Below are 21,359 nucleotides of genomic sequence, written 5' to 3'. Positions count from 1 at the left end.
AAAAATAGTGTATACATTCCATTTCTATTTATCCTATTGCAATAAAAAATCCAAAGCTGTCAAAACCGATATATTCAAGCTACTTTAAACAAAAAATAACTCGTTTATAAATGTGAAGAACCTTGTTGAACCTACAGCATACTGTTACGCCCAATAATAATAAAAAGAGCCTTTCTAGAAGAAAAGACTCTTTACTCATTGTTACATCCTTTTATTTTTCAATTTTTACAAGCAGTAAACAGCATTCCACATGTGTTGAATGTGGAGACAAATGGTTTATTTTAAAAATTCTTGAGTTTTTACTTTACTACACAACAAAAGAACACATTGAAGTCGCCTTTGTTTTATCTTTTTAATAGAAATCTTCTTGCTACCAGCTTGGATGTTCCTCCCATAGCTCCGATCATCCCTCTTCCAGAACCCGATGAATACCACATATTTCTAAGTACGGACGGACTCTTAATGAGGAGAATACAACATCCCATAAGTAAAAGGAAATTGAGAAATGTTATATTTTCATTGATTAAAATACTTAGGGCTACAACAAATAAAAAGATTTTTGCAATAATAGTGACAATCTGACTTAATAATTCGCGCCACCAGACACCCAAGTATTCATTATCATCAGCTATGACCGATACACAAGCTAAGGGAGATAGTAAGTATAGGAACATTATATCTGCATGAAATACAGCAACTGAAAATAAGAAGGCAATAAATGCTACTGCAAATACCGCTAATAGAATAAGAAGGGCAGCACCTTCAAAATGAAGGGCTGCAAAGTTTCTAGGAACTAACATCTCCTCAATTTTTTCTTTGCTTACCTTGCTTCCTTCTCCAATCATCCAGTTCCCTATATTATAAGCAACCTTTTCTAACAAGATTTTCTGGATGAAGGGCATTGCAGGGATCAACAAGGCACTTTTTAACGTATTAACAATAACGGGTCCATATGAAATGGCATCTCCTGCAGCATTCCTAGACATAACTTCGATAATTTTATATAGAATGATTGTTACAGCTATTGTAGAGGTTAGCGCAAGCAAGAAATTATTGACTGATGTAAAAAATTCTATTTCAGTATTTTTTTTTAATAACAAATCATTACAAATAAGAAGAGACCATTGAATAAAATCCTCCAATATCCCTTGGATGGCCTCAACTATTTTTTCTTTAAAATTAAACAAGATGAAATCACCCCTATTCAGGATCTTCGATTTTTACAATTTTCCATTTATTCTCTTGTTTTTCTAGAGTGATTAGCTTATGGTCAAAATCACTACGTTCTATATCAAAGGTAAATGACTTAGCAGAATCATTAAAAGAAACATTTTTATTCTTAGTATCTTGAGAAAAAAGTAGATTTGCTTTTGTTCCGCCCTTAGCTAAATCTTCTGCTTTATTCGTAGTTAAAAGGTAAAGTAACCTACTTTCATCCTTTTCGTTTAAATCATCTGATAAAGAATCAATATTCTTTTCTTTAATTTTCTTCCAGGCAATTTTGTTCGCTTCGTCACTTGTTTTTGCTTCAGCCAACTTTTCTTCATCTTTAAAGGAAGTTAAAACACTATTCATTACCTTTGTAGCTTTTTCTTGTTCAACCTTTAGATTAAATTGATTTCCACTGCCATTACAGGCAGCAAGAAAGATACTTACCATTAATACAAACATAACCAACGCCTTTTTTTTCAATTTAAGGTGCTCCCCTCTTTTGGTGGATTTTCACTAGGAGTTGAATTCATTTGAGAAAAAAAGCTCATCGCGAGTTTTTCCTGCATTTCAGCCTCTTTTTCAGCGTTTTTTACCTGGTTTTCATGCAATTCAACTTCAGCCCATTGTAACGAAACTTTCCGTTCATTCGAATATATATACTTTTTGTATTCTTCCTTTTTTTCTTCAAACCCTTCTAAAACCTCTTGTGAAGGGTTATTTTGATAGTTTAATTGACTGACATAAAATGAGTTCGTCACATTGGGGAACAAGAGATATTGATATGCTTTTTTTGCTTTAATTGGATGCTTTCCAGTTATGATAATAACGCAATCATCTTTAGCCATGGTTAGAATCTCATCTTCATTCATAAGGTTCCGCGCTGTATATGAGTAACTTGATGAAGAAGAGGTACTCGATGATTTGCCTTTTGATTCTGATGTCGAACCTGTCTCTACTTTAGCAGTTGTTTTCCCCATTAACTGCGAAAAGTATTTTGCGGTTGTTTCGTTCACATTCCCTAAGCAAATTTTTGTTCCACAGTTACCTAAAATGGATTCTGCTTGTTCCCGTCCATACTTTTCTTGTAATTGTGTAATGTTTTGAACAATCGTTAGTACCCCAATTCCGTACCCCCGGCAGGTTGCTAAGAATCTTTCATAGTCAGGAAACTTCCCTAAGTTCGGGAATTCATCTAAGATAAAAACGACAGGATGAGGGAGTTTTGCCCTGTTTTTAACACCTACTTTATACAACTCCTGAAACATTTGATTAAAAAATAAATTAATTAGGCCTTCCCATGTAGAATCCATTACAGGAATAATGACATATAAAGCAATTTTCCTTTTTCCCACATCCCCTAAAAAGAAATCCGAGAAACTCGTAAACCGAGAAACCGAACTGGAAGTAAAGTCACCTATTGTAGTCAGTAAAGAAATGATAATGTTTGCTCGTGTTTTTTCTTGGGACTTTTTAAATCCTAACTCATATGCTCTTCTTGCTGGATGCGATTTGTCTAGTCTTAAGAATTGTACATCTAATTCACTGGCACCATCATTGCTCTCCTCTGGATCAAATTCTTGTAAAAAATCCAAAACACCTTTCATGTTCCGTTGATCAGGCCGCAACTCGTGAACGGCATACAAAATTAATGCTTTTAACAAGCTAAATTGAGCATTGTACCAAAAATCTTTTCGTTTAGAATCATTTTTAGAAGCAACTATTGCATTCGCTACAGTAGATGCTTGAATTTCCTCCCTGACATAATCAAAAGGATTATAGCGATCTGAATACTCCATTTCTGAAAAATTCACCACATGTACTTCATAGCCTTGCCTTCGTTTCACTTCAGAAGTCATTTCATAGACCTCACCTTTCGGATCTGTCACCACTAAAGAACATTCCTTTTCGTGTAACACATTGGTTACCACATACCCTTGTGTTTTGGAAGATCCAGGTCCACCAGCTACAAAGTGGTTTCTGTTTGGAAGGTTTGAATCAGTTGGCTGCACAATAACTGCCTGATTCAAAATACCGGCTATGATTCCGTTATTTTTCATGTAATCTACAGCCATATCACTTCTCCTCCTTAGAGACTAGCAAACTAGCTTCAAAATCTTTCATGAATTGATTTACCGGAACCCCAACTGTCTCGCCCTGTTTAAATATTTCATGCTTATGAGCGAATCGGCTTGAACCATGAACACCGTATTTGTCTGCTAACTGATATTTGCCTTTGGCGCCTTTCATAAAAAAAGTAGCATAGAAGGAGAATAGGACAACTGCCCCACTACCTAAGAAGAAAAGAGGATTTTTCTCTTCAATCATGAGGGTTGAATTCTCAATCGGATGCAGTAGGTTATCTGTTATAAATTCGAAATATGGAGCATCGGATAAATGCTCCTGGTGTGCTGCAATAAACGGAAGAATTCCGGCTATATTAATTACGATCAGTTCAAGAAGTATTAGTAAAAAGACCGTTAACAATAGGCGCAGTCCTAACATTTTCATGGATTTCGCTCCTTTTTGATTACCTTTTATTACTGCATACCTAGTTCTCTTCAAAGGGTTCGAAAGATCCCATTAACTCTAACTTATCAACTAACCATTTATCTCCTCTTTGGACAAGCGTTACTTCATATATTTGATTTTTTCTTGGGAATTGGCTTCCGCCCACTGAATATTGTGTTTCCATGTTTACAAGGGCTTTTGCTTGGTGCTTTTTGACCACATTTAAATAGACATTTAAAGCGTGCACTTCATTTTTGAATACAAATTGTGTACTTCCCATTTCTCCTGAAGCTTTTAGTTTTGAAATGACGGACGTTGCTAGTTTGTCGCGAACCTGATCAAAACGGGCAGCATAATTTTTGTTATCATAATTAAATAATTCTCTAAAAGTTTCATCTAAAAAACTTTTAATCTCTTCACTATGTTCAATTTCATAAAAGGCTTCATTTTGTTGAAAGGTAATAAGGGCTTTTTCCTTTTTATTGGATTCATTTTTTAATTGAACCAACTGTTTTTTGGTTTGTTTGTTTTTATCCTCTGCTTGGGTGACCATTGTTCTTTGACCAACGTACATTAATCCCAAAATCACATTTGCTAAAATAGATATTCCAAGCAGAACAACCAATACTTTATTCAAGGTGTTTTCCTCCTAATGGATCACTCGACCAAAACCAACCAGATGGGATTGCCAGTAAGGAGAATTAATGTCATGGTTACCTATACCTGAACCATTTGAATCAAACATTATTCCGTTTCCCATGTATATACCTATATGTGTGATGTATTTGTCGGTCTCATATGTTCCAGTATAAAAGACAAAGTCGCCTGGCTTGGCTTCAGCTGGTGATATTTTTGATGATATATCGTACTGTTCCTGAGCTGTTCGCGGTAGCTTTATGCCAGCCTGAGCAAATGTCCATTGTGTAAAGCCTGAGCAATCAAATCCTGTACTAGGTTGTGCACCTCCCCATACATAAGGCCAGCCAATATATTTTTTTGCTTCTGCAATAATCACATTAAATGCTTGTTCCCCCAATGGAGAAACATCTCCACCTCCAACAGCCATACCGGTAGGCATTAGATTTATCATTACTTTTTGTACATATGTATAGTCTCCGTAACAGTAAGGCGCTCTCCAATCCGAACATCTCCATCCTAATTTTCCAGATTGACTCAAGGAGAATGCTTGAGCTAATTCGACTGAATGTTTCCCACCATTTAAGGAAACAAAATTAAGGTAACCAGCACCAAAGTTATATGATTGAATGATAGTAGCAAAATCAACTCCAGCCTTTTGTCCTTGTTCTAATACCGATTTAAAATGTTGAACTCCAAGATTTACGGACATAACCGGATCTTGAATGGCATTGGGTGGTAGCCCAGCAGATTCTGAACTTTGCATTATATCTAACGTCTTGGAACTACCTAATTCTTGATACATGATCGCTAATAGAAAATCTGTATATTCTGGTATACCGTACTTGGTCGTATATTCTTGTACTAGCCCTTTCCATTGTGCGATGTTAGGAGGAACATTAGCAGTGCCTAATGGCGAGTTACTATTCACTAATGGATCTTGTTGGGAAGACTGAATCCCAACTAGCAAACCGGCCATTAAAATTAAAGAAAAGACGATTCCTATCGTAATTTGCTTCCAGTTCCTAACAACAAAAATGGTTCCCTTAACAGCAACAGTTGCTGCCACTTATTTTCACCACACTTCTTTATCGATTTTCTCTATCTCCGCCCTCGCGATTTCAAGTTCCTTATTTTTAATATCAAGCTCTTTTTGTTTGTCTACTGTTTTTACGTTTTCTTTAATATCTTCTATTTGTTTTTCTAACGCAGCAACATGATCTTCCAATTCTTTTTTTCTTATAACGTCCTCTAACTCTTTACTTTTCAGCCTTTCATTTAAACTTTTAGCATCTTCAAGATCTCCATGCTCTGTAAAGGCTTTACCCATACGAAGCATTTGGTCTTTATCTTTTGCAAATGCTTTCATCGATAACAAAGTGCTATAATCATATGTTAGTATTTTCTTTTCGATTTCCAAATAATCACTTTCAGCTTTTAATCCTAGTATTTCATCCTTTTTATTCGCTTTATATAAGTCCGCCACAGTGGGTTTAATTAAACGTTTATCGGAATCAATTGCCTTTTGATACTCACCCATTTCTAGATAGACCTTCGCAATTTCTTTATTACTTCCCTTAGTTTTTTTCAAAAAGGAAATAGCTTCATCGAATTTTTCTTCACTGAGCATTTTATAAAACATTGATTCTTGTTTTGCCTTTTTAACTTCTGATTCATGGACAGACTGAATTCTATTTAATGCTGTTTGATTAAAAAATACAGCTACTGCAACGGCAAAAGTAGAAATCCCAATCGATATACCCGCCAAGAGTCTCCTTTGCTTTTTCATTTTTTGTTGTTCCATTTCCAATCCGATGAAATGTGTGGTTTCTTCCTTCTGTAGTCTCTTGGAAATCATTTCTTTCAAATCCGCAACAGATTCAGCATTGTCAATTTTAAATAAAAATTCATCGTTATCCTTTTTCAACAAATTACCTTTTTCTCGTTTATATTTTTCATAGGTAAAACGCGAAAACATAGAGATAATTAATATTTTGTACTGTTCCAGCTTTTCTATATGGTCATCATAGGGTAACCATTGATTGCTTCTATATAGAAACTTTAGAGTTCTCATATCTTTAAAGAAAATGCTTCTGGGATGGATCAGTACTATTTCTTTTACTGTATTTAACGGATCCATCTTCAACAACTCGTATACTAAGGCAAGACGTAGTACAAGTGAATATTCTTTTGCTCTTATGAGTGGTTGGTATTCTTCCTCCATCAAATAGTCGAGAATAAATCGATCGTTTTCTTTTTTTATATTACTTAGAGTAAAGAAATAAGGTGAATCTACTTTAAGATCTTTTAACTCTTCCATTCGTTCAGCCAACACCTTGTTTTCAGGTATTTCCAAACGAAAGTGGTTATTTTGATGAATAAATAACGTTCCGAATTCGAATAATTGGATTTTCACCATTATGTCCTTCCTTTACAGAACAAAATTTCGTACTTCCTCTTTTTCAATCGGAGTCATTTCGTTCCTAGCTTCATAGTCTGGGATTTCGTCAGGATCCAACCCATACTTTTCATGATATCTTTTTTTATTCCAAAGACGAAGTTCTTCTTGTGTAAGCTCCACCCTGATAAAGGCACGTTGAGATCCATATGTAATTAACGCTTCTCCTTGTTTTTTTGCACGTAATAAGGAAATCTCTTCATCAGAAAAAGATAGATTAATTTTTTTCACTACATCGTCTACCCCTTTATTGTCTAGACCAAAAAATACTTTTGTATGACTGTTTTCAATCATAGCTGCCCCCAGGTTATCAGCGGTATCGAGAACATCGATAATTTGTTGTGTACCTGCAATCGCTCCAGCATTATATTTCCTAAATCGTTTATACGCTTGATAGAAAAATCTCATAGAATCAGGATTTTTTGATAAGAAGTGAAATTCATCGATAAACAGATAAATCAACTCATCTTTTGTTTTTGTTACTTCGTCCCATAGGAAACCGAAAATATTAAAGTAACAAGCCGCCTGTACATCTACTTCATTTTGAAGTGATTTTAAATTAAAGGAGAATAAGGAATTATTGATATTCACGTTCGTGTGACCATTAAATAATGAGTTTGAACCATGAACATAACTTTCTAATATAAAATAAAAATCTTGGATCTTTTCATACCGTTCGATATCATTTTCCTTTAACTTTCCTAAGTCCTGGTAAAAATCTTGAAGAATGGGATAGTCAGTAGCTTTCAGATTTTTAAAATCAATCTCTTCATTAATTGAAAAGCGATTATATAGATGGGTTAGTGTCTTATCTAAAATACTAGATTCAACCTGTGTTAAATCGGCTTTTAACACCTTAAAAAACGCTTTAAGACGTTGAACCTTCTGTTTCACTATGTCTCTGACAAATTCTGTATCTGTATTAAAATCCTCGGTGTCTGTGATTTCAGATGAAAATATCTCCAAAGGATTGATCTTTGTCCCACTATTACTGCTTAGGTGTACTACTTCTCCACCGAGACTTTTCACGATATGGGAATACTCGTTTTCCGGATCAATAATATACACTTTGATGCCCATTGCGAAGCACCGAAGAATCTTCTGAACCATAAACGTTGATTTACCAACACCGGACGTTCCAATAACGACCATATTTTGGTTTAATGTACGCTGCGTATCTAAATAATCAATGGCTACTAAGGAATTGGTTGTCTTATTAATGCCTTCCACCTGAGCCATTGGGGAAAGGTAACAAATTTCCGAATCATCAAATGGAAAAAAAGAAGAGGCAGTTTCACTGTTACACATCTGATAGGTATAATCTTTTAATAGATTATCTCCTAAGGGTAACGCTGACCAAAAAGCCATTGGCGCAGCATAATGAGGGTTTAAAGCTTTCATTCTTAATTTTGTGCAAATCCTCTGGACATTGTCCTCTAAGGTCTTCAAATCTTCTAAGGTCATCGCTTGAATAAAAATGTACGTGTATAGATACATAAAGTTGGAACGGTTGGTTAACACCTGATTGAGTTGGTATCTGGCACTATCAAGTTCTGATTGTAACCTAATACGTGTTGCTGGATCTCTTGTTTTTAACAGTTCAGCATCCTTATTTTTAATAGAATCATTGTAATAACTAATCATCCCTTCAGAGTTAGCAGGCTCTAAATATTGGATAAAAGAAATGTTTCCTTTCAAGCGTTTCAAGTCAGATAGCCAGTTTCCTTTTTGCTCTTTGGGATAAGAAACAACGGCCAGCACTTTAATGAAGTTCCCTCCACTTTCTATGTAACTCTTATTTTCCTTCCAAACAAAAGGATAGATAGCATTAAGTTCCTCTGTCTCTAAAACCCCTTGCAGAAGGTCTGGAGAATATTGAAGTTGTTCTACTTGTTTATTTTCACTGTTTCGTGATGGAAAAAATGTTCCTAAAGAAAATGGCATGATTTTCTCCTTCCAGGGATGCTAAACATAAAGTTTCGACATTTCAAAATCAAAGTAACGGTAGAGCAGAGTTAACGTTTCTTTCTCTGATAATTTTCTAATTGCTACATCGTAGGTCTCAAAAGTAGATTGTAAAGAGTTTGATATTTCCTCCACCTTTTTTGTTAAGATACTCTCCGCACGTTCTAAATCCTGAAAAGTACGTTTATTCATTTTCTCCCTTATGACAATAAAGTGTTGTTTCGTCGACATTTCGTCTTTTACCCTGATCCCTTGGAAGTGATCTATATATGAGGCGATTAATTTACGCTTGTATTCATTAACTGCACTCTCTTTATTTTCAAGTTCTTGAAGATACCGTTTTTTCCAACCTAAGTTGTACGTTCTTAAATCCACAGGTACAGTCATTGAAACGATTTGCATTTGATCATGGACTTGGCTCATTAAAAAGGATCCATAGTCTTCAAATAAGCGATTCTGTTCATACTCAGCTAATAAATCCATATTGATTCCACTCACTTGCAGAATGGAAGTCAAATATCCATTTTTCAAAAGTATATAATCCTTATATATACCTTCTATCACACTTAGATCTTGAATCGTTCTTTGCCCCTTATTTACAAGGGTTTCCACTTCAAAATCAAACTTTGTTCTTTCTATTTTCTTTTTATTGTTAATCATGGAATTCATCCCTTTTATTCGGTTTCATAAAGAACAACTTCTGTCTACTGTAGTAATTCAAAATGAGTTTCAAATAGTTACTGTAAGTTATATTTGGACGAGATGTAACGGGGCGTAAAACTGCAAAAATAAAGGAGCCTAATAGCAACAGTGCGACAAAGAACATTTTGACCATCATAAAGCCCAATGAGTATGGTGGGATAAGAAGGATAACTGCCGCAGCTACAACGGCTGGCAAAATAAATTTTAAAAAATTTGATATTGATAAACCCTTCACAATGTTATATGCACGATCAACATTATCAGGGAAAACAAATGTTTTCCCCTTTCGATAATCTTCGTTTCCAAATAATTCTTTTAGTGCTGCTTTTACATCTTCTTTTGTAGTCATAAAAATCCTCTCTATTTAAGCGAATAACCCATACACCCAGGGAACAATCCATACAAGCGCGGATGCTAGCCCTACTCCTGCAAGTGCCATTCCTACCCCTCGGAACATTTCATTTTTCGTATGAGGATCATCTACCCCTGGCAACTTTTTAATGATGATCCAGACACCTACACAGATTCCTACTATGACCACAATTCCGGTTAAGAATGCTTGGATTTGTTTTAGTCCTTCCTTCACTTTTGCCTCAATCTCGCCAGCTGCAAATGCATGCTCTGGAATCGCATAAAGACATAACACGATGGTAGCAAACAACAGGATGGGTTGTAATTTTTTGAGCATTTTCACTTTTACTCTTCCCCTTTCAGTTTTTCTCACTACAATTCAATTTCGTTAATATACTCAACTTCATTATTCTCGTATCTTTCTTTCTGTTTTTCTAATTGAATATGTAGATTTAAAATTTTTAATTGTTCTTCTGCCTCCTCTTCAGGGAAGTAGGGTGATAATTTCTTTACCACTCCATTTCCATTTAACTTCCCAATGTAGGACCCCTCTGTATTTGACAGTATTTCAAAGTCATGCTGTCTAGTTTGAAGCTCTTTATTTATCTCAATATCATAAAAGGCATGATAAACTTCTCTAATAGAACAACTATCCATAATAAGTTCATCAAATGTCGTTTTCATTCTGGGATTGCCCCTTAATCTTTCCATACATTTTTCAGAAAGATCTGGTAAAATGATTTCTCTTTCTTTTTCAGTCTCTTTAAAGTAAATCTTTACTCCTCCTTTATCTTTACAAATACTATTTATCGTAACTGTCTTCCCTATAAGTTCCGAAGGGATATCATATTCCTTTAATGTTTTACGAAGAGCCTGTTTCCTAATTTTCACATCGTTCATCAGTTCGTCCTTAACAACAAAGGATCTACCTTGTTCAATAGTTTCATAGAATTCTAGGGGTTTAAAAGGTTTTTCTAAATTGAGTCGAAATTGCTTATTATCATGTAGAGAGAATGTTTTCCCCTCTGTTGAAAGAAAGAATGTATGACCTCGGAACTTTTCGAATTTGGAGGTTCCGAACGTATTCATAAGCAATTCCTCTTTAGAATCAAAAACTTTGGTTACCTTGTGTGCTTCTTTGAGCTTTTGTTCATAAACCCCATAAAATTGACCATTATTATAAAAGACCTGAAAAGAACTTTTATCCTTATTGACAGGGAAGGTTTCTACTGGGTTACCTTTTACTACAAATAGATCCGGTTGATGTTCTTTAATTAATGCGTAGTATAGATCATATTCCACTTCTTCCCTCTCCTCATTCGATAAAGAAAGAATATCCTCATGCAAATTAGCACTACCAAAGTACCCTTTCCTATTTATCTCATTTTGCTTTTTAGTATGTTCAATCATTTGCAAGATGTAATCAGCGATAGTTAGCATTGAATCATTTACCGATCTTTCGATAGAATCGTTTCTCACAAGATAATCTCCTCTCAGCAAATTCAAATCAACTAACTACAGTATTTTGTTTCCTTATAATTCTGATCAAATTATCAAGTTGCTGATTATCCGTTGAGATAAAATACTTTTGATACACAGACTTTCGCCCTTTTTTTATTTTTGTTTCCGGCTACTCTGTATAAAGACCCTGCTGATCCACCTTTCAAGCCTTTCATAAGATTGGGTATGTAATGAATGGTTTTGCATTTGATAACTAGTTTAACGCTGCACCCCTGAATCTTCATTTCCACGATTTTAAATTCATGTCTAGTAGAGACGTTTCTCAAATAGGACTTTATAAAGTCTATTTCATCATTCTCTAGCACCCATTTAATTATTTGTAAAAAATGTAATATGATATTGCAAATAACTTACGTGGTATTTGTTTGATTGAATCTCATACATAGTGTTTCTTTCCTCTTCACTCCCTTATATGATGTGTTATATATTACGAGCATCTGTTCTACTGATATTCTACCCAAAATATTCTATTTTCGGTAGATTCTGATAGTACCTAATTAAAAATGAGTCTTTCGAATTGAAAATGGTAAAAAAGCCCAACTATGGTAGTTGGGCTTTAACAGACTTTAGTCATATGGTATCAATACTTTTTAACAATCGTTTTTTTCTCCCTGCATATTTCTATTTCTTTATGACATCAAACTCCATTATTGCCTTTTGTCACCTTAAGGTGACTTTTCCAAACCTTCAGATTGTAATTCATTAATTAGCGATTTGGGAATCAAAAAAAACCCTCCCTAAATTAAAAACTCTAACGGGATTTCATTAGTGTTTTAATTTATCTCCCCTACTATGACGCATAATCATCTGTAATAGAAGTGTATTTGTTATCAAAACCATGACGAATTACCAAAATCATATTACAGAGAAAAAAGATAAGAATTATCTGTTGATATAGTCAATGAAATTAAACGATATTTCATTATTAACATCTATGTTGATATATATATTAAATACATTATCTACATATGTTAATATTTCAAATTCAACACATAAACTCCTTTTTTTCTTTTAGCATTTCCAGTGTGATATGTTACTTCTTTGGTTCTCTCTAACTCATCACATTTGAGACCAATTCGATTCCTGCTCCAACATTCCTAGATTCTACTTTAGCCTGTCTTCGATATAGGTTGAGATTTGTATAGTTTTTTTTACTGTCTTTCATAAACAAAACAGACTGGCTCAAATAATTATTTATTAAGGTAATAAAAAATGATCGTCTTTAAATGCTCTAATTTTATATTTGTCACTATATTGGTTAATATCTCAATTCAACAAAATTTTCCATCAAAATATAGCCCTATTTATTGAGAATACCCATTTCATCCAATCTAGTTAAAAATCAGTTTGTCCCCTCAGTCGGAATTCAAATCCTACATTTATTGGTTTTTTCGTCTAATGTCCTTAGTCAATGGATTAAAACCGAGTTATAATTATATTTTGAAAATGGACCGTCGTTGATATAACCAGAACTATACTAAAAATATAGTTATTAATCTATTTAACCATTTGGTTTAAAAATACAAAATTTCTCTATTTTCCGTTTAACTAACTTGTTGCTGCCGAAGTAGATTTTTAGCACATTCACGAGAAAAGAAACCAAAAATAGTCCTTTATCCAGATTACCTGTGTAATAAATGACATTATAAGACTGTCATCAAAAAAATATATGTTGTCATATATTTCAATTTCAACATTAAATTATTTTTATCTATATATTATGTTTTGCTTTTTTAAATAAGTAAATCTTTTATAGCTTTCGGTAATCTATTGTATAGAAGAAATGAATTTTACCTTTTAAATTTATTGTTAAAGATAAAATTGATGTATGTTGTAATGTATATCTAGACATATAACTTAAAATATACCTTTTAATATTTGTTGATTTCTCTTTTATCATTAATGTTTACACTAACTTATAATTTAATTTCCGAACTAATATTAATAATATCTTATGATTTAAAATATAATTTAACATATATAAAGACATATATTCTAATTTCTTTCGAATTTTTCAATAGGAATAATGGTACCTCAAGTTCTAAATAAAAAATATGTTGAGGATTAGTCTAAAGAGGTTACTCTTACATCTCTAAATATACTTGGCACTTGTGACTCTGTTAAAATTATTAATGAAAATGTATTCTATAATGTTTTAATGATATATATATAATCATATGTTTTAACTATTTGGTTAACGTTGATATTAAATCTATAAAAAGAATATACAATGATAATATTGTTGTTTACAATTAATTTATCATTGTATTTTTCAACATATACAATGCTATATGTTTTGTATACATTTCCATAATATATGGCTTTTATCAATGATTTTTCTGAACGATTTACTAACATCATTACTGACATAACTAAAGATTGTTTCACGCCATCTTCCTTAAACAGTTCTTGAAAATAGGAATAATACCTTGTTTGTCAGGGGGAATTGTTTAAAGGACAATAAAATAAAAGTTTTAAAAATCCATATTTTAATATATATATTGATATATGTTTTAAATGTATTATCAAATAATGTAATAACATAAAATATATTGTTGAAAATAGAATCTTTGTATATCTGTACAATAATGATAAACTAATATATATGATTTCATATACTACAAAAAAAATATAAATAGAGGTGTAAATGTTGACTGCGAAAATAATAACCTTCGGAATCAGTAAAGGTGGCTGCTCCAAGTCTACTAGCAGCGGGATCACATCTTTTCTATTAAGTAATGATGAAAAGGTATTGGCCATTGATATGGACGGACAAGGAAATTTAACTAGTTTCTTAACCGGAGAATATGACATATGCAACGTGTTTGAAGAAAAAACTATTCTTGAGGCAATATTAGAAGGCGATGCAAGGTCTTATATCATAAAAATCAAAGAAAATCTCGACTTAATCCCAGCGAATGACTTCCTTGCCACTTTACCTAGAAAGATGTTTGAAAAACAGCTTAAATTAGATGCTTTGCAAAAAGCATTGGAACCAGTAATGGAAGACTATGATTGGATCATTATCGATACACCGCCGGCACTATCAGAACAAACTGTAATGCCTCTTAGTACATACTCAGAAGCTGGTAGTTACGCAGTTGTAATGTTTGATGGATCTATGTTTGCTTATTATGCTATTCCAAAATTTTTGGAAATAATTGAAGGGGCAAAAGATCGCTATAACCCACAGCTTGAAACAGCTGGGATCCTTTTCTCTTTAATTGATGCTAGAGCAAAAGAAAATGAAGTAATGGTAGAAGCTGTTGATGAAGATTACCCTATCTTAAGATTCGATACTATCATAAAAAGAAAAGCGTCCACTAGACGATTAGCTATTGAAGGGTTTGAAGGAAATTCAGAATTAAAAAATGCCCTAGAATATTACATTCCCTTTGTAAAGGAGTTGAAAGAGCGTGTCAGCAAAAAACAACCTCAAAGATCGAATTAAAAAGCCGAATGCCACCCAAGCGTTCTTTAATTCATATGATAATAAAGAAGATGAAGGAAACAATACTGATGTCATTAATAATGATGATAATCTTAATAATGTTGTAAATAAAGAAGTTGAAAATAAAAATGTTGTTGAAGATATAAATAATAACGAAGAAAAAACATATGATAAAACCGACAACAAAATTAACAATAAAATTATTGTTGATGATGAAGATGATGACTATTTTCGTGAATTAGCTACAGGTAAAAAACCTACAAAGAAAAAAAATAAGAAAGTTTTTACCTCTTTTTATATGGATCCTGACTTAGCTGTAGAAGTAGACAAAATTGCATCAAGGGGAGAAAAAGGGGATAAGTCAAAACTAATTAACATGGGTATAAGAAAATTGTTAGAAGACTACGGAGTTATTGAAAAAAAATAACTTTTTAAACCATTAGTTTGTATTTAACCAAACACAGGTTTAAAAAGGTGATTCGTTCCTCGGAGACTTTTACTCTCGATGCTAATATTTCACATAATAATAATAAAAAGCTAGACCTAAATTAATAGGCCTAGCTTTTTTAATTTGAAATCACTACCATATTCTCCTATAAATTTTAAAAACTGTACCAAAAAAGTCTCCAGTAGTTTCAATTAGAGGTATATTTTACTCTTACTAAAATTTAATTTTCTAAAAATGAAGCCCCAAACATTATGATGAGATAGAAGTAGCGTGCTTGTGTATTTATATAAAATGGCGAAAGCACATACTTCTATATAAATGCAAAGTTTAGTCATATGTAATATCGACAATTTAAAATAACCTAGGGTGATAATAATAATATATATATGATAACTTAGACAATATCATTATTGATGTTATTATCACTGATACTAGAAACAATGCTAATTTCATTTTTATCGTAAATATCGTTAATATCGTTAATATCACTAATATCAGAAACAACAAAAAACAATTATATTTTGAATTTGTTGATTTTTGTTATCAATAACGAAGAGGTAATTTAAACAACATAACAATTCATATGGATCCCTAGCATTCTTTCAGTCAAAGTGAGTTGAAAATTTGGAAAGAAGAATATTAACCGATTTATATATTTTGACTTTAACAATAAAAAGGCTCTAGTAATTGATAATGTATTATATGTTGATAATAACAATAATAATAAAGTATACAATTATTTTATTATTATAAACAATAACAATGATTGCTTTGGAGAGATTAGTAGTTAAAAAATTTAAATAAAAGGTAAAATAGTTGGAGATTAAAATTTAATAAAATTCCGTATTGTCTAAATCTATAGTGTTAATTCTACAGGGGTGATTTATTTTAATTTAAGTCTTTAAACAATCGTGTCCTACATATGTCGTTTCAATAAAATACATTAAAGTAGCTTACTCGTAGCATTATAACATTCAGACTTGGGTTGTCTATAAACATATAAAAAACAGTAATTTTCAATTAAATATTTCATGAATTTTATGTATAAAAGTTTAATAGATTGGGAAAAATATAAATAAGGAAGATATAAAATGGAGGTAAATAAATTGTATTTAAAGCCTAAACCTATTCTAAATTTATTCATGAAGATCGTTTTCATCTAAACCAATACCTAATGTAACCATTCAAGTGAAAAGAAGAAAATTATTGTGTTTACAAAACACCTAATAAAATGAAGCAGGATAATAGTACATAAGGAAAATGTATGCAGCTAATGTTCCAATGTAAATAATTCAGTTGTTTTTTGTTCGATTAAAGAAAATCCTTACCATAATAATCTTGAATGGACTGAACATATAATTGTATTTTAATATATATGTTGAATTATATATTAATGTTATTATCGTCGATAAGATTGTAGCCTTCATATCACAGAAAGCAATGAAAATCACCGGTTGTGATTAGTCAAATTAACTCTTAACCGTAACTTGCCGTATTCTAAAATAATTCAAGAATAAATGATCAAATGATGATGCTACAAATCCTGTAGAACTTTGACAGCTTATTTTTGGCATAATCCTGGACTTATATTTGAGTAACACCCCCTATTGCTACTGCCACTGCTTTTACTTTGGAGTAATACTAGACTGATAGCTTGCCAATACTCTCCCACATTGCAATTAAGGAACATTAATCACAGGACATCATTCTCTCTTCTCCGTCCATTTACAACATTCGTACTTGCTTGTATTTTTCTGTTTCCTCTTATGCATTTCCCCCTTCATATCAGAATATGATTTTTGTTTGAACGATTAACCTAATGCCAATATACATCATACTTTCATATATTCCGGAACAATGTTCAATATTCATAGAGGCTAAAAAGTAACATATTTACATTTACACGATTACTGTATAATAATATGAAAAAAATCATTATTAATAATAACCATAATATATATGTTAACATTAACAACAATAGATAAAAAATATAAAATCATTATTTTTTTTATGACTGAAGTCTTTAGTGTTTGTTTTAACAGCGGTATTTTTTGATAAACTGACATATTAATAAAATATTTTTTAATTTTTACCATATAGATAAGTAAGCCAATGCAAGAATTCACAAAGTGTTAATAAAAGATGAGAATCTTAGGATATCAAAATAATTAAAAGAATGAAGCAAAAAAAGAGTAAATAAGAAAAATGTATGCAGCTAACCTATTTCATGTGAATAATTCAGTTGCTTATTCTTGATTAAACAACACTTCTTTCCGTTAATTCATAAAATATATATGTATTTTAATATATATGTTGGATTATATATTAATAATATTATTGTAAATATTTCCTACTGCGATTAGTCAGTTAGTTAAATATTTAATGCCTCATTTTATTCCGATAAGATCTCGAAAGAATGTAATATCTCTCGATGTTTAATAACTGCGTATTTAAAAATGTATCCAAAGATTTAGATTCCGGAGAGTAACCTACTAAGCAAAAAGCAGGAAGGTTTTTATCTAAGTTCGAATTAATACATAATTACTTAGTAAGTTGATAAAATTGATTAAGGAGTGAATTTAAACTGATTAACAAGGGAAAATTAAATTGTGAGAAGAGTTCAGAGCTTTGAGGAATAATAACTTCTATTAAAATATTTTTTAAAATCAACTTAAAATTTATTATTTTTCCACCAGCATGATTATGGTAAATTGTTTAAATGGAACGCCATTCACGGCAAACAATTCATTCAAGGTGTAAATTTCACTTAATTCTATATAAAAATGTCAAATCAACCACTGGATTCTCAATTTCTCCTACCATATTTATTACAAACTCTATTTTAATCAATTTAAACAACCTGTTATCCAACTATTGAACTAACTTCATTAACTCCTTTGCTAAGTACTACCTTTCCTTAGGAAAACTAGTTGCTCATCAACCTTCTCTAAAATAACATTTTCCATTTCCGATTATCCAAAAACCATTCGTTCTGTACAGGCGTAATCAAATATTTCCTTTATTTCTAATCGCAACAATGAATCAATTACTATGATTAGATAGTTATAATTATATGAAGCTATTGTCTTCAATGTTAAACATAACATATATGTTATCATATAAGAACCATTATATTATTCTTAATTCCGCTGCAAATTTATTTATTCTTCGATATTAACTAAATCAATTTTTAATCATCAACAACCTATCCATTTTTTACATTTCTAATTTTCAGTTGCCTTATTATTAATCATATCAACAAATCGATACTATGCTTAGAGAGTTATTAACATATAACCCTATGGTTTTTGAAGTTATTATATAAATATATGTTGACTTATAAGTTGTTATATATATCAATATTATCTTTAATTTTTCCTCAAAGTTTTCATTCACCTTATAAATTGAAATTTTACCACAAGATCTTTATGTTAAAATTTATTTCGAAAAGCATTAGCCATTATCAAAAATAAATGTTACTTTTGCAAATAAGCTTTAAATTGATTTACATTTTCATTTTTGTACACCCAATGCTCAATAAAGAGTTATGTAACTAATTTAAGTAAAACTTAAAAAGTCATATAAAATATAGTTGTCACAATTGATTCATAACACATATAAAATATGTGTTATTTTTGACAGATGTCTATCTTTTAATCATAAAAATATTGAGGTAATATTTTTTATTATCCATATTAATATTAGTTTTAATATATATGTTATTATTAACAATAAAAACCTTGTTGTTATCAATGATGAAAATAATAAGTATTCCATAAATTATTTTTCCGCAAAGTAACTTACTACCAAAAATGTAGGAAAGTTATTTAGAATAGTCTTAATGAATTGATACCTACAGATAAGTTAATAAAATTGAACCAAGCAAAGAAAAAGGGGGGAACTATGGTACGTAATATTTATTTAAATGGAACACTGTTCCTGAAAACAATTCATTCCTGCTGTAAATTCAACTTAATATAAATGCTAGATCAATCTGTTAAAGTAGATGTTAAAATCCCCAATATAGCCGGAATAAAATTCCCCAACTAAAATAGAACCATAGTTTATGAGAGGAGCTATGGTTCGTGAAGACAAGAGGGGAATTTTTCATGATTAAGGAAATGCACAAAAGGGGCATGAGTATCTCGGACATCGCAAGAGAGCTAAAGATGGACCGGAAGACAGTTAAGAAATACATAAACTCAGATACCATACCTGCTCCGAGAAAAAGGAACAGAAGCAGTAAGCTAGATGGATTTAAGGATTATATTAACAAGAGGATGTTAGAGGACTAGGTATTTAATGCTGAAAAACTCTTAATAGAGATCAAGACACTTGGTTATCAAGGTGGAAAAACGATTTTAAAAGTATATATGCAGCCTTATCGAGAACAGGCAAAAAAGAAATACACTGTCAGGTATGAAACCCTTCCGGGTGAACAGATGCAGGTGGACTGGAAAGAAGTCGGGGAAGTCATCCTGAACGGGGAACGGGTTAAACTATCCATGTTTGTTGCCATCTTAGGCTATTCCAGAATGAAGCACGCTGAGTTTACCCTCTCCCAAGATCAGGAACATGTGATGCAATGCCTAATCAACAGCTTTAAATATTTAGGCGGTGTACCCTCTACCATCCTGTTTGACAATATGAGGACTGTCACGGATGGACGGGACCAGGGAATCGTTAAGTGGAACAAGAGGTTCTCCGAATTCGCCTCTTATTATGGCTTCATCCCAAAGGTATGCCGGCCTTATAGGGCACAGACAAAAGGCAAAGTCGAACGGGCGATCCAATATATCATGAACCATTTTTATGTTGGTACAAAATTTGAGAGTCTTGAGGAATTGAACCAGCTTCTTCTAAGATGGCTTGATTCAGTTGGTAACCGGAAAAAGAACGAAACAACTGGCTATTCGCCTCAGGAGAGATGGACAGAGGAAAAACTTCAACCAATCCAAGACAAGAAAGAATATGATACAAGTTATATTTCCTTTAGAAAGGTGCATTGGGACGGGAGTTTTTCATACAAAGGCGAAAGCTGGCTCCTTGCTTCAAAGTACTCGGGTAAAGAGATACTGTTAAAAGAATCGCTGACGGGCACCATTAGGATTTTTTATCAGGGTGAGGAAATAAGTACACAACAGAGACGGAAAAAGGTCATTCCATTCTCCGAAAAAATAAAAAAGAAACAGACTGTCGTGGTTGGCGCCCCTCAGCCTGTTTCCGTAGAAGTGGATACACGTCCCCTTTCCATCTATGAAGAGTTCACCAAGGGAGAATCTTCATGAGAAAGCAAATAAAGGAGTATAGCCACAAGTTGAACTTGCCAGTAATTGCGGACCGATGGTCCGAATTGGCCGAACAAGCATCCAAAGATAATGTACCATATTCACAGTTTTTATTCAGCCTCTTAGAGCTGGAAATCATTGATAAACAGGAAAGAATGATGAAAACCCTGCTAAAGTTCGCGAGATTTCCCTATCGTAAAACAATGGATGATTTTGATTTTAGAGAGCAGCTAGGTATTGATGAAAGAAGGATAAAGGAATTAATAAATCTTTCCTTTTTGGATGACAATGAAAATCTTATTTTCCTTGGACCTCCAGGCATTGGAAAGACCCACCTTGCGGTAGCTATAGGGATTGAAACTGTGTCGAAAGGTCTTAAGACTTACTTTATCACACTTAACGAACTGGTTTCCCAGTTAAGGAAAGCTGAACAGCAGGACAAATTAGAGCAAAAAATAAGATCTTTTGTAAAACCTTCAGTTCTTATCATTGATGAGATTGGTTATCTAAACTTGGAACCGCAAAGTGCCCATTATCTGTTCCAGGTGATTTCAAGAAGGTATGAACGAGGCTCGATAATAATGACGTCTAATAAAGGATTTGGGGAATGGGGAGAAATGCTAGGTGATCCGATTATCGCGACAGCTATGTTAGACAGGCTCTTACATCACTCTCGTATTTTTAACTTGAAGGGTGACAGTTACAGACTCAAGGAAAAGCAGACGAACACACGGAAACAGAAGGACTGAGAAGTCCTTCTGGCAGATTGTAGACAAAAGGCATCCGGAAGATCTAATCCGGGTGCCTTTTAACTGTTTT

Annotated in this window: 16 protein-coding genes and 1 pseudogene; 4 read left to right on the top strand and 13 right to left on the bottom strand. The window is 32.6% G+C overall.

Translation table 11 applies throughout. The features are described from left to right. Window positions 1-344: 344 nt before the first annotated feature. From ACZ9EE_RS01190 to ACZ9EE_RS01130, 13 genes are all read right to left on the bottom strand, one after another. Window positions 345-1,187, bottom strand: coding sequence for a conjugal transfer protein TrbL family protein (locus tag ACZ9EE_RS01190; RefSeq protein WP_476024849.1), 843 nt, complete (start codon window positions 1,185-1,187; stop codon window positions 345-347). 13 nt (window positions 1,188-1,200) lie between these two features. Beyond that, on the bottom strand, window positions 1,201-1,692 hold the full coding sequence (locus tag ACZ9EE_RS01185; protein WP_476024848.1) for a hypothetical protein: 492 nt from the start codon (window positions 1,690-1,692) through the stop codon (window positions 1,201-1,203). After that, on the bottom strand, window positions 1,689-3,284 hold the full coding sequence (locus tag ACZ9EE_RS01180) for a VirD4-like conjugal transfer protein, CD1115 family (RefSeq protein WP_476024847.1): 1,596 nt from the start codon (window positions 3,282-3,284) through the stop codon (window positions 1,689-1,691). The genes ACZ9EE_RS01185 and ACZ9EE_RS01180 overlap by 4 nt, the downstream gene beginning before the upstream one ends. Window position 3,285: 1 nt before the next feature. Continuing rightward, entirely contained in the window at window positions 3,286-3,720 is a 435-nt protein-coding gene (locus ACZ9EE_RS01175; RefSeq protein WP_476024846.1) for a hypothetical protein, read from the bottom strand. Window positions 3,721-3,760: 40 nt separating this feature from the next. After that, window positions 3,761-4,357 (bottom strand): hypothetical protein, encoded by a 597-nt coding sequence (locus ACZ9EE_RS01170; RefSeq protein WP_476024845.1) that lies wholly within the window; start codon window positions 4,355-4,357, stop codon window positions 3,761-3,763. Window positions 4,358-4,369: 12 nt separating this feature from the next. Continuing rightward, window positions 4,370-5,425, bottom strand: a complete 1,056-nt coding sequence (locus ACZ9EE_RS01165) for a bifunctional lytic transglycosylase/C40 family peptidase (protein ID WP_476024844.1) — start codon at window positions 5,423-5,425, stop codon at window positions 4,370-4,372. A 6-nt stretch (window positions 5,426-5,431) separates the two neighbouring features. After that, window positions 5,432-6,772 (bottom strand): type VII secretion protein EssB/YukC, encoded by a 1,341-nt coding sequence (locus ACZ9EE_RS01160; RefSeq protein ID WP_476024843.1) that lies wholly within the window; start codon window positions 6,770-6,772, stop codon window positions 5,432-5,434. Window positions 6,773-6,787: 15 nt separating this feature from the next. Beyond that, window positions 6,788-8,758: a VirB4 family type IV secretion system protein gene (locus ACZ9EE_RS01155; RefSeq protein ID WP_476024842.1), complete on the bottom strand. Its 1,971-nt coding sequence runs from the start codon at window positions 8,756-8,758 to the stop codon at window positions 6,788-6,790. A 21-nt stretch (window positions 8,759-8,779) separates the two neighbouring features. Beyond that, on the bottom strand, window positions 8,780-9,439 hold the full coding sequence (trsD, locus tag ACZ9EE_RS01150) for a TrsD/TraD family conjugative transfer protein (RefSeq protein ID WP_476024841.1): 660 nt from the start codon (window positions 9,437-9,439) through the stop codon (window positions 8,780-8,782). Further along, window positions 9,432-9,830, bottom strand: coding sequence for a hypothetical protein (locus ACZ9EE_RS01145; RefSeq protein WP_476024840.1), 399 nt, complete (start codon window positions 9,828-9,830; stop codon window positions 9,432-9,434). The genes trsD and ACZ9EE_RS01145 overlap by 8 nt, the downstream gene beginning before the upstream one ends. Window positions 9,831-9,845: 15 nt before the next feature. Then, window positions 9,846-10,169 carry a CagC family type IV secretion system protein gene (locus ACZ9EE_RS01140; protein ID WP_476025048.1) on the bottom strand — a complete coding sequence of 108 codons (324 nt, stop codon included), beginning with the start codon at window positions 10,167-10,169 and terminating at the stop codon, window positions 9,846-9,848. Between the two features lie 35 nt (window positions 10,170-10,204). Further along, the gene (locus ACZ9EE_RS01135) at window positions 10,205-11,311 is read right to left on the bottom strand and encodes a hypothetical protein (RefSeq protein ID WP_476024839.1); all 1,107 of its coding nucleotides are present in this window, start codon (window positions 11,309-11,311) and stop codon (window positions 10,205-10,207) included. An 86-nt stretch (window positions 11,312-11,397) separates the two neighbouring features. After that, a complete protein-coding gene (locus ACZ9EE_RS01130; protein ID WP_476024838.1) occupies window positions 11,398-11,658 on the bottom strand; it encodes a transposase in 261 nt (86 codons plus the stop codon). A gap of 2,342 nt (window positions 11,659-14,000) precedes the next feature. Here ACZ9EE_RS01130 and ACZ9EE_RS01125 point away from each other — a divergent pair. The 4 genes and pseudogenes from ACZ9EE_RS01125 (at window position 14,001) to istB (ending at window position 21,289) form a co-directional block, all read left to right on the top strand. Then, the gene (locus ACZ9EE_RS01125) at window positions 14,001-14,804 is read left to right on the top strand and encodes a ParA family protein (protein WP_476024837.1); all 804 of its coding nucleotides are present in this window, start codon (window positions 14,001-14,003) and stop codon (window positions 14,802-14,804) included. Continuing rightward, window positions 14,770-15,231 (top strand): hypothetical protein, encoded by a 462-nt coding sequence (locus ACZ9EE_RS01120; protein WP_476024836.1) that lies wholly within the window; start codon window positions 14,770-14,772, stop codon window positions 15,229-15,231. The genes ACZ9EE_RS01125 and ACZ9EE_RS01120 overlap by 35 nt, the downstream gene beginning before the upstream one ends. Window positions 15,232-19,337: 4,106 nt before the next feature. Beyond that, window positions 19,338-20,540, top strand: a pseudogene (istA, locus tag ACZ9EE_RS01115) (IS21 family transposase). Further along, window positions 20,537-21,289, top strand: coding sequence for an IS21-like element helper ATPase IstB (gene istB / locus ACZ9EE_RS01110; RefSeq protein WP_476024835.1), 753 nt, complete (start codon window positions 20,537-20,539; stop codon window positions 21,287-21,289). Before istA ends, istB begins: the two are co-directional and overlap by 4 nt. The last annotated feature ends 70 nt before the right edge of the window (window positions 21,290-21,359 follow it).

It is taken from the genome of Bacillus sp. URHA0034 (genome assembly GCF_056280405.1).
This window is presented reverse-complemented; position numbering and strand designations above follow the sequence as displayed.

Bases quoted from the DNA above. Each gene is read 5' to 3' on its own strand.
- istB (WP_476024835.1), top strand. From the start codon at position 20,537: ATGAGAAAGCAAATAAAGGAGTATAGCCACAAGTTGAACTTGCCAGTA.
- ACZ9EE_RS01125 (WP_476024837.1), top strand. From the start codon at position 14,001: ATGTTGACTGCGAAAATAATAACCTTCGGAATCAGTAAAGGTGGCTGC.
- ACZ9EE_RS01145 (WP_476024840.1), bottom strand. From the start codon at position 9,830: ATGACTACAAAAGAAGATGTAAAAGCAGCACTAAAAGAATTATTTGGA.
- ACZ9EE_RS01140 (WP_476025048.1), bottom strand. From the start codon at position 10,169: ATGCTCAAAAAATTACAACCCATCCTGTTGTTTGCTACCATCGTGTTA.
- ACZ9EE_RS01155 (WP_476024842.1), bottom strand. From the start codon at position 8,758: ATGCCATTTTCTTTAGGAACATTTTTTCCATCACGAAACAGTGAAAAT.
- ACZ9EE_RS01175 (WP_476024846.1), bottom strand. From the start codon at position 3,720: ATGAAAATGTTAGGACTGCGCCTATTGTTAACGGTCTTTTTACTAATA.
- trsD (WP_476024841.1), bottom strand. From the start codon at position 9,439: ATGATTAACAATAAAAAGAAAATAGAAAGAACAAAGTTTGATTTTGAA.
- ACZ9EE_RS01180 (WP_476024847.1), bottom strand. From the start codon at position 3,284: ATGGCTGTAGATTACATGAAAAATAACGGAATCATAGCCGGTATTTTG.